The organism is Buttiauxella sp. WJP83, from assembly GCF_027594725.1.
GTDB lineage: Bacteria > Pseudomonadota > Gammaproteobacteria > Enterobacterales > Enterobacteriaceae > Buttiauxella > Buttiauxella selenatireducens.
The window spans coordinates 1,304,215-1,318,730 of sequence record NZ_CP110080.1; the positions used below are offsets into that span (position 1 = coordinate 1,304,215).

14 protein-coding genes and 1 tRNA gene are annotated in these 14,516 nt (G+C 49.4%); 11 read left to right on the forward strand and 4 right to left on the reverse strand.

The features are described from left to right. Positions 1-20 precede the first annotated feature (20 nt). The gene (locus OH773_RS06050; protein ID WP_270143944.1) at positions 21-869 is read left to right on the forward strand and encodes a helix-turn-helix transcriptional regulator; all 849 of its coding nucleotides are present in this window, start codon (positions 21-23) and stop codon (positions 867-869) included. A gap of 237 nt (positions 870-1,106) precedes the next feature. Here the strand turns inward: OH773_RS06050 and OH773_RS06055 are convergent. Further along, positions 1,107-1,181: transfer RNA gene (locus OH773_RS06055), tRNA-Arg, on the reverse strand. A gap of 293 nt (positions 1,182-1,474) precedes the next feature. Here OH773_RS06055 and OH773_RS06060 point away from each other — a divergent pair. Beyond that, the gene (locus tag OH773_RS06060; RefSeq protein WP_270143946.1) at positions 1,475-2,908 is read left to right on the forward strand and encodes a DUF4431 domain-containing protein; all 1,434 of its coding nucleotides are present in this window, start codon (positions 1,475-1,477) and stop codon (positions 2,906-2,908) included. Positions 2,909-2,960: 52 nt separating this feature from the next. On the opposite strand, the gene OH773_RS06065 is transcribed toward OH773_RS06060, so the two are convergent. Continuing rightward, a complete protein-coding gene (locus tag OH773_RS06065) occupies positions 2,961-3,896 on the reverse strand; it encodes a formate/nitrite transporter family protein (protein WP_270143948.1) in 936 nt (311 codons plus the stop codon). Between the two features lie 206 nt (positions 3,897-4,102). Here OH773_RS06065 and ccmA point away from each other — a divergent pair, with 206 nt between their 5' ends. Genes ccmA through mlaA form a run of 9 tightly spaced genes read left to right on the forward strand, consistent with a single transcriptional unit; the run spans position 4,103 to position 11,191 of the window. Next, complete coding sequence (gene ccmA, locus OH773_RS06070) at positions 4,103-4,711, forward strand: cytochrome c biogenesis heme-transporting ATPase CcmA (RefSeq protein ID WP_270143950.1); 609 nt, start codon at positions 4,103-4,105, stop codon at positions 4,709-4,711. Then, positions 4,708-5,367, forward strand: coding sequence for a heme exporter protein CcmB (ccmB, locus tag OH773_RS06075; protein ID WP_270143952.1), 660 nt, complete (start codon positions 4,708-4,710; stop codon positions 5,365-5,367). Before ccmA ends, ccmB begins: the two co-directional genes overlap by 4 nt. A 35-nt stretch (positions 5,368-5,402) precedes the next feature. Next, the gene (locus OH773_RS06080) at positions 5,403-6,140 is read left to right on the forward strand and encodes a heme ABC transporter permease (protein WP_270143954.1); all 738 of its coding nucleotides are present in this window, start codon (positions 5,403-5,405) and stop codon (positions 6,138-6,140) included. After that, positions 6,137-6,361: a heme exporter protein CcmD gene (ccmD, locus tag OH773_RS06085; RefSeq protein WP_270143956.1), complete on the forward strand. Its 225-nt coding sequence runs from the start codon at positions 6,137-6,139 to the stop codon at positions 6,359-6,361. The genes OH773_RS06080 and ccmD overlap by 4 nt, the downstream gene beginning before the upstream one ends. Next, a complete protein-coding gene (gene ccmE, locus OH773_RS06090; RefSeq protein ID WP_183270065.1) occupies positions 6,358-6,837 on the forward strand; it encodes a cytochrome c maturation protein CcmE in 480 nt (159 codons plus the stop codon). Before ccmD ends, ccmE begins: the two co-directional genes overlap by 4 nt. Continuing rightward, a complete protein-coding gene (locus tag OH773_RS06095; RefSeq protein WP_270143960.1) occupies positions 6,834-8,786 on the forward strand; it encodes a heme lyase CcmF/NrfE family subunit in 1,953 nt (650 codons plus the stop codon). The genes ccmE and OH773_RS06095 overlap by 4 nt, the downstream gene beginning before the upstream one ends. Beyond that, positions 8,783-9,340 carry a thiol:disulfide interchange protein DsbE gene (gene dsbE / locus OH773_RS06100; protein ID WP_183270063.1) on the forward strand — a complete coding sequence of 186 codons (558 nt, stop codon included), beginning with the start codon at positions 8,783-8,785 and terminating at the stop codon, positions 9,338-9,340. Before OH773_RS06095 ends, dsbE begins: the two co-directional genes overlap by 4 nt. Then, positions 9,337-10,419 (forward strand): cytochrome c-type biogenesis protein CcmH, encoded by a 1,083-nt coding sequence (locus tag OH773_RS06105; protein ID WP_183270062.1) that lies wholly within the window; start codon positions 9,337-9,339, stop codon positions 10,417-10,419. Before dsbE ends, OH773_RS06105 begins: the two co-directional genes overlap by 4 nt. Before the next feature lie 13 nt (positions 10,420-10,432). Then, positions 10,433-11,191: a phospholipid-binding lipoprotein MlaA gene (mlaA, locus tag OH773_RS06110; protein WP_270143963.1), complete on the forward strand. Its 759-nt coding sequence runs from the start codon at positions 10,433-10,435 to the stop codon at positions 11,189-11,191. A 76-nt stretch (positions 11,192-11,267) separates the two neighbouring features. Here the strand turns inward: mlaA and OH773_RS06115 are convergent, their stop codons facing one another. Beyond that, positions 11,268-12,167 (reverse strand): glycyl-radical enzyme activating protein, encoded by a 900-nt coding sequence (locus OH773_RS06115; protein ID WP_270143965.1) that lies wholly within the window; start codon positions 12,165-12,167, stop codon positions 11,268-11,270. Positions 12,168-12,190: 23 nt separating this feature from the next. Then, positions 12,191-14,476, reverse strand: a complete 2,286-nt coding sequence (locus tag OH773_RS06120; RefSeq protein WP_270143968.1) for a pyruvate formate lyase family protein — start codon at positions 14,474-14,476, stop codon at positions 12,191-12,193. Between the last annotated feature and the right edge of the window lie 40 nt (positions 14,477-14,516).

Consider the following 14,516-nt stretch of genomic DNA (forward strand, 5'->3'; position numbering starts at 1 on the left):
AGTTACGCGGGAGGAAACCGATGGATAGTGTTGTGCAGAATCTGACCATAGATATTCATTGGATCCACGATAAGATCACGTTCCCTCAGTGGAAGGATGTCCGCCAGAATATCAATGTACATAGTTTTTATTGGATTCAGGAAGGTCGAGGGATATTCCGTACGGACGAAGACCATCCAGTATCGCCGGGAATGATGTTCTATCTGCGGCCAGGTCTGTCGATGGAAATGCATAGCGGCAGTGAGGATCCTTTGCGAATAAAAATGATCCTACTGTCTCTCTATACCTTATCACCCTCTGCTGTTAACCAGGGAACGGTACAGCCACTGGAGGCTTTACCCCTCCAGTTCATACTGAAACCAGAAGGAGAAGTGGGTAAACGGCTTGGGTATTTATTTCAGCGCATTGTTGCTGATTGGGTGCCTGGAAGCACCGGAAGCCAGTTGATGACCCAATCTCTTATCTATGAGCTCATATATGAATTGCTTCAGGCTCAGGCCAGTATCCACCCCGAGGGTAGACAAGGTTATACGCTATTTTTACAGATTAAGGATGATCTTGAACGTCGCTACAGTAAACCGCTATTGATAAGTGAATTAGCGGTACGTTATGGAATTTCTTCCTCATATTTACGAAGTATTTTTCATCAGTATTTGCACAAGAGTCCCAAAAGCTACTTGAGTGAGATCCGCTATGAGCACGCTAAGAAATTACTTTTATACACACAACTAAACCTGAAAGAGATAGCATCCGTCTGTGGCTACAGCGACGAATTTCACTTTAGCAAAAGCTTCAAAAAACATTGCGGGCAATCACCTTCAGTTCTGCGAGTCCGGGATAACCCAGCACCCGGACTAAACAACTCGTAGTGGATGCTTGGGGTAAGCATCCAAAGTGTCGACCTTGCCATGAAAAATGCAGGTATTCGTGGCGATTCAGCTGATTGTGCTACGCATGGGTAAAAATCCGCTGGGCAAATTTATTTACTCGTTTTTTAACCGCTAAAGAGCGTGACTGTCGATGAACAATTGCGAGCGTAGATTTTAGTAAGGGTACGAAATTACTGGGGGTTTAAGGACTGATACGAGCTGAGGAAAACTGAGAAATGGTGTCCCCTGCAGGAATCGAACCTGCAACTAGCCCTTAGGAGGGGCTTGTTATATCCATTTAACTAAGAGGACGAAGCGGCACGAGTATAGCGTTATTTGACAGGCAGGTTAAGCACGTAGTCGTCTGACTGCTTAAAGTATCGCCATCATCTACAATTTTCTGACGCTTTTCAGCCTCAATAACGTTGGTTTTGGCCGTGGCTTCCTTTTCGTTGCTGATATATGGAAATGTAATTCCCATATATCATTGGTTTAGTGAATGAGTGTTTTTCTTTCCTAACGATCTGATAAAAGAATTGTGGATTATTTTCTCGTGCGTATGATCCGATAATGTACTTCACTCTTTTAATCATAGGGAATTAATAATGTCAGGGAATATAGCATTTGTTTTTCTTTCTTTAATTACACTATTTACAAGTACTGTTTCCGCAGCGTGTCTTGATTATGAGAAAAATGTCAAACTCAGTGGTTATTTAGAAATCAGTGTGTTTTTCGGTGTTCCTGGTTTTGGTGAGGATCCTAAAACCGACAGAAGAGAGATTAAGAATATCCTGTTTCTCGATGAGCCAGTCTGTGCCAATAGCAGTGATAATGGCGATGCGGAGAAAGAACAAATTGAAGTCACGTTGGAAACAGATGAATCACATGGGGCACCCAATTTAGACCAATATGTCGGGAAGCATATTACCGTCATCGGCAAACTTACCCATGCACTAACGGGTCATGATCATACCTCTTTGATTTTAGAGTCAGTGCAACTGTCTGAGACGGATTCGGAAGCCATGGCGCGAATTGAACGAAAGCCGGTGCTTGATGCTGTTCGCCTGGTCGCTGTGGAACTAGCGGGGCAAACCGTACGGATCAAAGTCTCACGCCTTAATGTCAGCGATGACTGGGCGGTTTTGATGGGGGAACTTGTTGCGCCCGACGGGAGTACACTCGACTGGTCATTAGCGAAGGATTGCAACGAAGATTTAGATAAAATGCTCTGGTCGGTGCTGAATAAATCCACCGGGCAGTGGAAAATTAAAGAAATAAACATTTGCGCCTCTGAACCACCTTACTGGTACCTCAAAGATTCCGAGTTGACGATGTCTTGTGGTGTCTATAAAGGTCTGGATTCTATGACGGAAGGGGTTGAATTTGCCGATTTGGCTCAGCGATGTGAAGCGGTAAAAGCATCCGGGGTCGCAAAGGGAGATCATGTAAAAATAAATCAGGTTGAAGTCACCCCCCCGTTTACTGACCAGCAAAAACGCATGATGCTAATACAGTTTCAGCAATTTCAGAAGGCAGTAAAAGATAAGGATGTCGCGACCATAAAATCATTTATTATATTTCCTGCAGTATGGGATGTTTTGTATTTCTGGCCTGAAGAAAAAGCTAACCCCCCAGGAAAGCTGACGGTGGAACTTTTTGATAAATATTCTAAATCTATTGTTGAGGATATGAGTCTATTAAGTGGTATTAAACTGGATCCTGATAAAATGACTATGACAGAGTTTCGGGTTAACGCGTTAACTCCGGAAGAGCAAAATCGAAAATATATTTCAGCGGATGATGTGGTTAATGAAAATATTTATTATTACCTTGAAAAAGGAGATAAGCATTTTGTTAATGGTACCTGTGATGATATCAGTAATGTGGAATTCTCTGATACTGGTCTGATTGCCTACGCAGGTAGCGGATCAAATCATCAGCTACCGGGTTTATCTGAATTGTGCGAGCACCAGGCCATTTTCGATTTCGAATTCATTGATGGCAAATTGCGGCTGAAAGACCGCACATTTGCGGGATAACTGAAATAAAATCTGATCCTGTTAATTTTGTAACCACATGAAATATAAATAGTTAGTTCTTTTTAACCTCTTCATTTTCCTTTGGTTGCTTTGCTTTCGCCTTTGCCTCGGCTTTTTTCTTGTTGCTCATATCGTTACGGATTTGCGCATGGCTGATTAACGCAAAGATAAACGTCCCGCCGCAAATGTTGCCTGCAAGCGTAGGCAGGGCGAACGGCCAGAAGAAATCGCTCCAGTGAATGGTGCCGTTAAATACTAAATAGAGGATTTCAACGGAGCCGACCACGATATGGGTTAAATCCCCCAGCGCGACCAGCCACGTCATGATAATAATCACCACGATTTTTGCCGCACCTGCTGAGGGGAACATCCACACCATTGTGGCGATGATCCAGCCAGAGATAATCGCGTTGGCGAACATCTCACCCGGGGTATTTTTCATCACATCCATGCCAATTTTGACAAACGCATCGCGGGTTTGCTCATCGAAAATAGGCATGTATTCAAACGCATAAGCGGCGAGACCGGTGCCAATCACGTTACCCAGAAGAACCACACCCCATAAACGCAGCAATAGCAGGAAGTTTATCCCGGTCGGTTTATGCATGATGGGTAGAACGGCTGTCACGGTGTTCTCGGTGAAAAGCTGTTGGCGCGCCATGATGACGATAATAAACCCGAAGGTATAGCCGAGGTTTTCCAGCAAAAAGCTGCCGGGCACGCCGTCCAGATTGACGTGAAATACTCCTTTTGCCAGTAGCGATGCCCCCATAGATAAACCCGCCGCAATCGCCGACCATAACAACGCCATTGCATCGCGTTCCAGTTCTTTTTCGCCGTCCTGACGGATGTGTTCGTGGATAGCCATCGCTCGCGATGGCAGGCGTTCCTCGTCGACTTCTATTTTTTCCCCGTGGTCTTTCTCATCACTTTCAACTTCGATTCCGTCGGTGGATTTATCGATTTTGTCTTCTTTTAATTCATCCATTTTTCGGGTTACTCGCGTGTCTGCTATTCCCTTAAGCGTAGCGGTTTTTAGCTACGAGCCCCGAGACGTGCGTTAATTCGACTTAATATTGATCTTGGGTGCGCGGTTTACCTCTTTTGGAGTACCGCAACGGCGGTAGCCAATCTGGAGCAAAGCCTATGATGTGTTATGATTTTGCATCCCGAGACAAGGAGTGACTCCCCCAAATGCTTGATGCGATTAACTTGACCTGCGTACGTGATGACCGCGTGTTATTTAGCGAGTTGTCGTTTAACGTTAGTCCGGGTGAAATGGTGCAGATAGCCGGGAAAAATGGTGCCGGGAAAACGTCGTTGTTGCGGATTTTGGCGGGTCTTGCACAGGCAGAGGAAGGCGAAGTGAAGTGGCAAGGGGAAGGGTTATCCCGCGCACGCTATCAGTATCACCAGGACTTGCTGTGGCTGGGGCATCAACCGGGTATCAAAACGGTGCTGACGGCCTTTGAAAATCTCAGCTTTTATCATGCTCATGGTGCGGAATCTCTACGTTGGCAAGCACTTACTGAAGTGGGATTGCTGGGGTTTGAAGATGTTCCGGTTAACCAACTTTCTGCCGGGCAGCAACGGCGTGTGGCGCTGGCCCGTTTGTGGTTAAGCACACATAAACTCTGGATTCTGGATGAGCCTTTCACTGCCATCGATGTAGCCGGTGTGGAAAAACTCACGCGCCAGCTCAGGCACCATACCGAAAATGGCGGAATGGTTATTCTCACCACGCATCAGCCACTGGCAGTCGACAATGTGCGTCAAATTCATTTACAGGAGAAACGGACATGATGCGCCGAATTTTCCTGCATGAATTACGCGTGGTATTGCGCAAAGGTGCAGAGATCGCCAATCCATTGTGGTTCTTTCTTATCGTTATCACGCTGTTTCCGTTAGGAATTGGCCCAGAGCCGCAGCTACTGGCGCGTATCGCGCCGGGCGTGATTTGGGTCGCGGCGTTACTGGCGTCGCTGCTGGCGATGGACAGATTGTTCCGCGATGATTTTCAGGACGGTTCGCTTGAGCAACTTATGTTGCTCCCCATCCCTTTACCGATGGTGGTGTTAGCGAAAGTGACCGCTCACTGGGTGGTCACGGGATTACCATTGTTGATCCTCTCGCCTCTGGCTGCACTGTTGTTGGGGTTGGATTTTTACGGCTGGCAAGTGATGGCAATGACGCTGCTGCTGGGGACTCCGACGCTCAGTTTCCTCGGCGCACCAGGCGTTGGGTTGACGGTAGGTTTGCGGCGCAGCGGCGTGTTATTGAGTCTGCTGGTATTGCCGCTGACTATTCCGTTGTTAATTTTTGCCACCGCCGCCATGGATGCCGCTTCCATGCATCTTCCGGTTGACGGTTATATGGCAATTCTTGGGGCGATGCTTGCGGCAAGCGCCACATTAAGCCCGTTTGCTACGGCGGCGGCACTGCGCGTTAGCGTGCAATAACGATAAAATCTTCCATGACTTTGTGAGCAAAAATTATGTGGAAATGGTTACATCAGCTCGCTAAACCCGAGCGGCTTTATCAGCTATGCGGTTATTTTGTGCCGTGGTGCGCACTCATCAGTGCCCTGTTATTGGTTGCCGGTTGCGTCTGGGGTTTTGGATTTGCGCCCGCAGATTATCAACAAGGCCAGAGCTATCGCATTATGTATCTTCATGTCCCGGCGGCTATCTGGTCGATGGGAATATATGGCTCGATGGCAGTCGCCGCGTTTATCGGCCTGGTGTGGCAGATGAAAATGTCAGACCTCGCAGTGGCGGCGATGGCTCCGGTGGGTGCGGTGTTTACCTTTATCGCGCTGGTGACCGGCTCAGTATGGGGCAAACCGATGTGGGGAACCTGGTGGGTGTGGGATGCACGTCTGACATCTGAGCTGGTGTTGCTGTTTCTCTATATCGGTGTGATTGCGCTTTATAACGCGTTTGATGACCGCCGTCTGGCCGGACGTGCCGCCGGGATTCTGGTGCTGGTTGGTGTGGTGAACTTACCGATTATCCACTTTTCGGTGGAATGGTGGAACACCCTGCATCAAGGCTCGACCAACATGCAGCAAAGTATCGACCCTTCCATGCGCACGCCGTTGCGTCTGACCATTTTCGGTTTCCTGATGCTGTTTGTGACCTTGACGTTGATGCGTTTGCGTAACCTCATCTTGCTTCAGGAACAGCGCCGTCCGTGGGTTTTGGCGTTGGTGAATAAAGGGAGAAACGCATGACAAGCGCATTTTTAAACTGGGGTGATTTTTTTGCTATGGGCGGCTATGCGTTTTACGTCTGGCTTGCCGTCGTGCTGACGTTCATTCCATTGCTGCTGTTGGTGGTTCATACCCGCATGCAGCGCCACACCATTTTAAATGCTGTCAGTCGCCAACAAGCACGGGAAAAGCGAATTCAGGCAGCACACCATACGGTAAATCAGGCAGAGGGAACTGAATGAACATTCGTCGTAAAAATCGGCTCTACCTGGCACTTGCGGTGCTGGTTGGGTTAGGGCTGACAATCACGTTGGTGCTGTATGCGCTGCGTAGCAATATCGACCTGTTCTATACGCCGAGCGAAATACTTTATGGCAAAGGTGAGAGCCATCAGGTACCCGAAGTGGGGCAACGTTTGCGGGTGGGCGGTATGGTTCAGCCGGGCAGCGTGAAACGTGATAACCAAACGTTGAAAGTCACGTTCAAAATTTATGATGCCAGCGGCGTGGTTGATGTCAGTTACGTCGGCATTTTGCCGGACCTTTTCCGTGAAGGGCAGGGTGTCGTAGCACAAGGTGTCTTCGCTTCGGGAAACCGAGTTGAAGCGAAAGAAGTGCTGGCGAAGCATGATGAAAATTACACGCCGCCGGAAGTCAAAGAAGCGATGGATAAAAATCACCAACGCGCCCCGCAGGCTTATAAGGATAACGCCTCATGATGCCTGAAATTGGCAGTTTTTTGCTGTGTCTGGCGCTGGGCTGGTCATTGTTACTCAGTGTCTATCCGTTGTGGGGCGTGAAACGCAATGACTCGCGATTAATGGCCTCTGCCCGTCCGCTGGCATGGGCGCTATTTATCACGCTGTGTGCAAGTTTCTTAGTGTTGGTGAATGCGTTTGTCGTTAACGATTTTACCGTACTGTATGTGGCGAATAACTCAAACTCCGAGCTGCCAGTCTGGTATCGCGTTGCGGCGACCTGGGGGGCTCATGAAGGCTCCTTAATGCTGTGGGTTTTGTTGTTGAGTGCTTGGACTTTTGCGGTGGCGTTGTTCAGCCGTAGTATGCCGCAAGACGCGGTGGCGCGAGTTCTGGCCGTGATGGGGATGATTAATTTCGGCTTCCTGCTGTTTATCATTTTCACCTCCAACCCGTTTACCCGCACATTGCCCGACTTCCCTATTGAAGGGCGCGATCTGAATCCTCTGTTGCAGGATATCGGGCTGATTTTCCACCCGCCGTTGCTGTATATGGGGTATGTCGGTTTTTCCGTGGCCTTTGCGTTTTCCATTGCAGCACTCATGGCCGGGAAACTCGATTCTGCCTGGGCGCGTTGGACGCGTCCGTGGACGTTAGCCGCCTGGTCATTTTTAACCATCGGTATTGTTTTGGGATCGGCCTGGGCTTATTACGAGTTAGGTTGGGGCGGCTGGTGGTTTTGGGACCCGGTAGAAAACGCCTCGTTTATGCCGTGGCTTGCGGGAACCGCGCTGATCCACTCGCTTTCAGTGACAGAAAAGCGCGGCAGCTTTAAAGCGTGGACGGTGTTGCTGGCAATCACAGCATTCTCGCTGTGTTTGTTGGGGACTTTCCTGGTGCGCTCGGGCGTGTTGGTTTCCGTGCATTCATTTGCGTCTGACCCGGCACGTGGGATGTTTATCCTTGCCTTCCTGGTGATTGTGATTGGCGGTTCGCTGCTGCTTTATGCGGTGAAAGGCAGCAAAGTCCGCTCACGCGTCGGGAATAGTTTGTGGTCACGGGAATCCTTTTTGCTCGGGAATAACGTTCTGTTGATTGCCGCCATGCTGGTGGTGTTGCTGGGGACGTTACTTCCGCTGGTCCACAAGCAACTTGGCCTGGGCAGTATTTCTATCGGCGAACCGTTCTTCAACACCATGTTTACCGCACTGATGGCACCCTTTGCCTTATTGATGGGGATTGGCCCATTGGTGCGCTGGCGTCGCGATGAATCGCGAAAATTAGTGAAACGCCTGGCAATCGCGGTGACGATCACCGTCGCGCTTTCACTGTTGTTGCCATGGTTAATGCAAGACCGCATCGAAGCGATGACGGTGGTTGGTTTGCTGATGGCGGTGTGGGTGTTTGTGTTGGCCGTTATGGAAGTCTACGAACGTGCAACCCATCGCCACGGCCTTCTCAAAGGATTATGGACATTGCCGCGCAGCCATTGGGGCATGGTGTTCGGGCATTTGGGGCTGGCTGTGACGGTTGTCGGTATCGCCTTTAGCCAGAATTACAGCATTGAGCGTGACGTGCGGATGAAAGCGGGCGATAGCATCGATATCCACCAGTATCACTTTGTGTTCCGCGATGTTCACGATCTAAATGGCCCTAACTACCGTGGTGGCGTGGGGATTATCGACGTCACGCGCAACGGTAAACACGAAGCCACGCTGCATGCTGAGAAGCGTTTCTACAACAGTAACCGCGCGATGATGACCGAAGCGGCCATTGATGGTGGCGTGACGCGCGACCTCTATGCGGCACTGGGTGAGGAATTAGATGACGGAAGTTGGGCGGTGCGCCTCTATTACAAACCTTTTGTTCGTTGGATTTGGGTGGGGGGTATCCTGATGACCATCGGTGGCCTGTTCTGTTTGTTTGATCCGCGTTACCGCCAGCGTAAACACATGCCGGAGGCCGCATGAACCGCAAAGTTTTATTTATCCCGCTAGTCCTGTTTTTATTGCTGGCGGCGATGCTGCTGTGGCAACTGGCGCGTAATGCGCAGGGCGATGACCCGACCAATCTTGAATCGGCATTAGTGGGGAAACCGGTTCCGGTATTTCGTCTTGAGTCGCTGGAAAACCCCGGCAAGATTTATGACCAGGCTGTGCTCAACGACGGCAAACCGTTGTTACTCAACGTCTGGGCGACCTGGTGCCCAACCTGCCGGGCAGAGCATCAGTATCTTAACGGGTTAAAAGCGCAGGGCGTTCGCGTGGTCGGTATGAACTATAAAGATGATCGTCAGAAAGCGATTAACTGGCTCAATGAGCTGGGCAATCCTTACGCGCTGAGTCTATTTGATGGCAACGGAATGCTGGGCTTGGATCTGGGCGTGTACGGCGCACCGGAAACCTTCCTGATCGACGGTAAAGGGATCATTCGCTACCGCCATGCGGGCGATCTTAACGATCGCGTCTGGCAGCAAGAAATCAAACCGCTGTGGGATAAGTACAACAAGGAGGCTGGCGCATGAAACGCGGATGGCTACTGATCGTCGCATTCCTGTTCTCGTTTAATGTTCTGGCGGCAATAGATACCTTTCAGTTCAAAGACGAAGCGCAGGAGCAGCAATTCCGGCAGTTGACTGAACAACTGCGCTGCCCGAAATGCCAGAACAACAGCATTGCAGATTCCAATGCGATGATTGCCTCTGACATGCGTCTGAAAGTCTATGAGCTGCAACAGCAGGGGAAAACCAAACAGCAAATTATCGACTATATGGTCGACCGCTACGGTAATTTCGTGACCTACGAACCGCCGATGACACCTGCCACCCTTATTTTGTGGGTGCTCCCAGTGCTGTTTATTCTTGGTGGCGCAGGCGTGATTGTGATGCGTAGCCGCAAACGGCGCGTACATTTTACTGACGAGCCGGAAAGTGAAGCGTCTCCAGTTATTACCAAAAAGGCACACTTCTGGTTTTTCGCCCCTGGAGCGGTGGTGTTGATTGTGGTGAGCGTGGGCGTATATCTGAAAACCTCGGACATCAAGCAAGTGCAAGCCTGGCAAAAAGTCTCAAATCAGACTCCTCAACTGTTAAAACGCGCATTAGATCCGCAAGCAAAACCATTGGATATGCCAGAAATGGCCAATCTTGGCCTTGGTTTACGGACACAGTTGCAATATGAACCTGACAATATTGAGGGCTGGATGATGCTCGGGCGAATAGGCATGGTTCTGAATAATGCAACAATTGCTACTCAAGCCTTTGCACATGCGTTTAAACTGTCGCCCTCCGACAGTAATGTAAAGCTGGGCTATGCTGAAGTATTGACCCGCAGTGGAGATCCGCAAGATAACCAACTGGGTGGTAATCTGTTAAGAGAGCTCCTCAAAACGGACCATACGAATGTTCGTGTATTAAGCCTGTTGGCATTTAATGCATTTGAACAACAACAGTACCGCGAAGCGATTGGTGCATGGCAAATCATGTTGCAAGTTCTACCAGCAAACGATCAGCGTCGGGCCGTGGTGCAAAGAAGCATCGAACAGGCAAAGGCAGCGCAAGCTGGTATGAATAACACCAAACCTGAGAGCGTAGAGCAAAAATAACAGGGAGAGAGATATGAATTTCCGCCTGACCGGGTTAGTACTGGCCGCTACTGTTTTGGTGGGCTGTGCGAGTTCGGCCGATACACAACCGCAAGGGCGTTCGGACCCGCTGGAAGGGTTCAACCGCACTATGTACGATTTCAACTTCAATGTGTTGGATCCGTATATTGTGCGCCCGGTTGCTGTGGTGTGGCGTGATTACGTACCGCAACCGGCACGTAATGGGCTGAGCAACTTCACCAGTAACCTCGAAGAACCTGCTTCTATGGTGAACAACTTTATCCAGGGCGACCCGTATCAGGGGATGGTGCATTTTACCCGTTTCTTCCTGAATAGCTTATTGGGTATGGGTGGTTTCATTGATGTCGCAGGGATGGCAAATCAGAAATTACAACGTCTTGAGCCAAACCGTTTTGGTACCACACTTGGGCATTATGGCGTGGGCTATGGTCCATATGTGCATTTACCTGCCTACGGTAGCTTCACGCTTCGTGAAGATGGTGGTGAGTTGGTAGACGATTTGTATGCCCCACTCTCCTGGCTAACCTGGTGGATGTCACTGGGCAAATGGACGCTGGAAGGTATCGAAACGCGTGCGCAATTGCTGGATTCTGAAGGCTTGCTGAAACAATCTTCAGACCCGTATATTTTGGTGCGTGAAGCTTACTTCCAACGCCATGATTTCCAGGCAAACGGCGGGAAACTCACTCCACAAGAGAACCCGAATGCCGAGTCTATTCAGGATGACTTGAAAGATATCGATTCTCAGTAAGCGATTTGCAGCAAATGACATAAAGTTTAATGCCGTTCATTGATTCCTCAATGAACGGCATTTTGTTTTAAGCTATTCAGGCGTGAATGACTTTGATTTTACCGTTTCGGCTCAACGCCGTAATCCATAGATCAATCGTCGTATCATCTGGCATTTCGCTATTCACCGTATATATCTCGCCTATTTCACGTGCTTTTCTGGCACCAAAATTATGATAGGGCAGGATCTCGACATGCAGGATGTTGTCAAAACGCTCTACCATTTCGCCTATTGCCTGAAAATGTTCAAGACTCAGGTTATAGCCTGGGATTAACGGGCATCGCAGAATTACAGGACACCCGAGCTGATGTAACAGCTTCATGTTCTGGTCTACCAGCCGGCGGCTCAAACCGGTCAGGGTTTTGTGCAGTTTGTCGCCTGTGGCTTTGTAATCCACCAGGAAGCAATCCACAAAAGGGGCGATTTGCTGATAATGCTCGCTTTTTGATGCGCCATTGGTTTCCAGGCATACATGCAAACCTGCCTGCTTGCTAAGTCGGGCAAGTTCCAGTGCAAAAGTAAACTGATGAAGCGCTTCGCCACCGGAGAGGGTTATCCCTCCACCGGTTTTAGCAAAATAGATTTTATCTTTCAGCACTTCCTGAACAATCTGCTCAGCAGTGACCTCTTCACCGTAGATTTTCAGCGCCTGTGCCGGGCATACCTCAACGCACTTCCCACAGCCATCACAAGCAGCGAAATCGATTTGGTGTATCCCATCGACAAAGCGATGGTGAGCACAGACCTGGGCGCACGCCTGGCAGTTCAGGCATTTATCTGCATTGAACGACAGTTGCTTGCGCTGGCTCATCGATTCCGGGTTGTGGCACCAAAGGCAGCGCATTTGGCAGCCTTTGAGAAACGCGGTGGTTCGCACGCCGGGGCCGTCATTGATGCAAAATTTCTGAATATCAAAGACGATGCCTGTTGTTTTCATGATGATTTCCCTGGTATTTGGCATTAATCGTTCAGCGTGCGGTTCAGGATCTCCAGTTGTACATCACGGTCTAAGTTCACAAAGCGGGCACTAAACCCACCGACCCGAACGATCAGGTTGGGATAGTTTTCCGGATGCTGATAAGCCGCCTCCAGTTCGCCTTTGCCCACCACGCTCACCATGAGTTGCGGCCCACCTTGCTCGAAGTAGCCTTCCATTAACGCATTGACCAGCGGGCGACGGGTGTTAAACAAGGTTTTGCTGAACTTGATGTTTTGCACTGAACCGGCATGATACTTAGCGTCCAGTTTCACCAATGAATTCAGCATGGCCGTTGGGCCATTTTTATCGGCACCACTTTGCGGGTTGTTGGCATTACTCATGTAAACGCCACATTGACGGCCGTCTGCAGACGCGCTGGTGGCTCGGCCCCACTCGGTATTAACCTGATTATTGATAATCACCACAAGGTAGCTGTCGAGCCCAACCTGCTGCGCGGCATCACGTACGCCATTGCAAATATACTCGTGCATCTCTACGGCAATTTCGTCAGCGTAGCCGTCATCGTTACCGAATTTTGGCGAGTTAATCAGGTCGTTACGCATTTTTTCATGGCCAACAAAGTCCACTTTTAGCGCTTCAATCAGCGTGGCGTAATCGTACTTTTGCTGCTCAAAGATGACTTTTTTAATAGCAGCAAGGGAGTCTGAGGCGTTGGTATTACCGTAAGTTTCGTTGGTGCCACCAAGACGATAAGCGCCACCGTTGAGCAGTGTTTTTTCCCGCTCAATGCAATCACTGGTGAGCAAACTGGTTAGCAGAAAACCGACCTGTTGATTCATTACGCTATACGAAGAGGCCTGGGCTTTTGCGGTGATGGCGATGTAGTAGTTGAGCAGGTTTTTGTAATTGCTCATCACATCGTCAAAGCTGCTGATTTGTTGTGGTGTTTTCAGTGCCACGCCACCACTTTTGTTTTTCCCATCCCAAAAGTCGATGCCGCCGGTCAATGCAATATTGAGAATTTTCAGCACATTCATGCAGGTATTTGGCGTACCTACACTGCGGCCTGACAACACAAATTCACCGCAGCCAAAGGGCACGTACTGCTCTGCATCTTCCTCGTTAACCTGCATGGAGTGCATTACTGCCGGAATATTGACATCGTCGTTATACAAAATCGGGTAGGTGATACCGGTGCCAATCACGTCTAACGCTTGCTGATAAATGGCTGGGTTCATTCCCTGGTAAATACGCAGGGTGAACTGGGGTTCGGTATCCTGGTTTTCTTGCACAGCCTGAATGGCGAGGCGGCAGTAAACTTCGGCATGTTCCGGTTGGCGACGCCCGCGACCACCCACAATGACACGGCCATTGACCGTGGTTTTACGTGCTTCAATGAGTCGGTAATGGGAACGAATATAATCAATCGCTTCCCTTTCAGTAAGCAACCCGGCGTTTAAATCATGGACCAATAGAGCACCCAGATAATCATCCATGCGCCCGTAGTTCACCACACCGGCACACAGGCTATACAGCCAGCTCAGTTGAATACCTTGCAGGAAGGTTTCTGGTTTCTGCGTACGGATGTGCATGAGTGCATCAATTAATGCGGAAAGATGTTGTTTGCGTGCCAGGTCTGGCGTGGTTTCCAGTTCGTTTGCCGTGAGTTGGATATGGCGGTCAATCACGGTGACCACAATGTTCAGCGTACCGAGGAACGCTTCATGAAGCGTGATTGCTTGCTCATCTTCACGCGCAATAGCCGCATCAAGCTTGTGCTGGATTTTCTCCCTTAAGCCTGTCAGCCCAAGATCAATCAGCAAATTGTAGTCAAGGTACATGCCGCTCAAACGCGCTGTGGCAATCGCCGGATAATTTACATCGACAAATTTGCCCAGCGTGTCGTCTTTGAGCGTTTGGCGAAAGTAGATCGATCGCGTGTCATGGGTGTGCCAGTAATCAAGCAGGGCATCAATTCGGTGATGAAAATCTTCAGGGATCGAGGATTTAAATTCTGCCAGTTTGCTGAAGTTACAGTAATGCCCTACACCGCCAACGGACGTGACACAACCAAATCCAATCGGCAGCACATCCAGGCGACCAATGATTTTGTCTTCCGGCTGAATAGTGCGAAAGAGGGTTGGATACAAGGCTTGCAGGCATTTTACTTCGCGTATTAACGGCGAGCTTTCGCTGCGATGCGCCAGAGTGTAGGCCTCCATAACAGCAAGTTGTTCGACAGGCGTTTTCTCGCAGGGGATCTTCTTGTTGACGTCTACCTGCTCGGCGATAACGGGAGCGCTCATAATTTTTCCTTACTGATTTCTGGGTTTCTATTATTAAGTT

Excerpts from the sequence above, each read along its gene's own strand:
- OH773_RS06050 (WP_270143944.1), top strand. The coding sequence starts at position 21 with ATGGATAGTGTTGTGCAGAATCTGACCATAGATATTCATTGGATCCAC.
- OH773_RS06060 (WP_270143946.1), top strand. The coding sequence starts at position 1,475 with ATGTCAGGGAATATAGCATTTGTTTTTCTTTCTTTAATTACACTATTT.
- OH773_RS06065 (WP_270143948.1), bottom strand. The coding sequence starts at position 3,896 with ATGGATGAATTAAAAGAAGACAAAATCGATAAATCCACCGACGGAATC.
- ccmA (WP_270143950.1), top strand. The coding sequence starts at position 4,103 with ATGCTTGATGCGATTAACTTGACCTGCGTACGTGATGACCGCGTGTTA.
- ccmB (WP_270143952.1), top strand. The coding sequence starts at position 4,708 with ATGATGCGCCGAATTTTCCTGCATGAATTACGCGTGGTATTGCGCAAA.
- OH773_RS06080 (WP_270143954.1), top strand. The coding sequence starts at position 5,403 with ATGTGGAAATGGTTACATCAGCTCGCTAAACCCGAGCGGCTTTATCAG.
- ccmD (WP_270143956.1), top strand. The coding sequence starts at position 6,137 with ATGACAAGCGCATTTTTAAACTGGGGTGATTTTTTTGCTATGGGCGGC.
- ccmE (WP_183270065.1), top strand. The coding sequence starts at position 6,358 with ATGAACATTCGTCGTAAAAATCGGCTCTACCTGGCACTTGCGGTGCTG.
- OH773_RS06095 (WP_270143960.1), top strand. The coding sequence starts at position 6,834 with ATGATGCCTGAAATTGGCAGTTTTTTGCTGTGTCTGGCGCTGGGCTGG.
- dsbE (WP_183270063.1), top strand. The coding sequence starts at position 8,783 with ATGAACCGCAAAGTTTTATTTATCCCGCTAGTCCTGTTTTTATTGCTG.
- OH773_RS06105 (WP_183270062.1), top strand. The coding sequence starts at position 9,337 with ATGAAACGCGGATGGCTACTGATCGTCGCATTCCTGTTCTCGTTTAAT.
- mlaA (WP_270143963.1), top strand. The coding sequence starts at position 10,433 with ATGAATTTCCGCCTGACCGGGTTAGTACTGGCCGCTACTGTTTTGGTG.
- OH773_RS06115 (WP_270143965.1), bottom strand. The coding sequence starts at position 12,167 with ATGAAAACAACAGGCATCGTCTTTGATATTCAGAAATTTTGCATCAAT.
- OH773_RS06120 (WP_270143968.1), bottom strand. The coding sequence starts at position 14,476 with ATGAGCGCTCCCGTTATCGCCGAGCAGGTAGACGTCAACAAGAAGATC.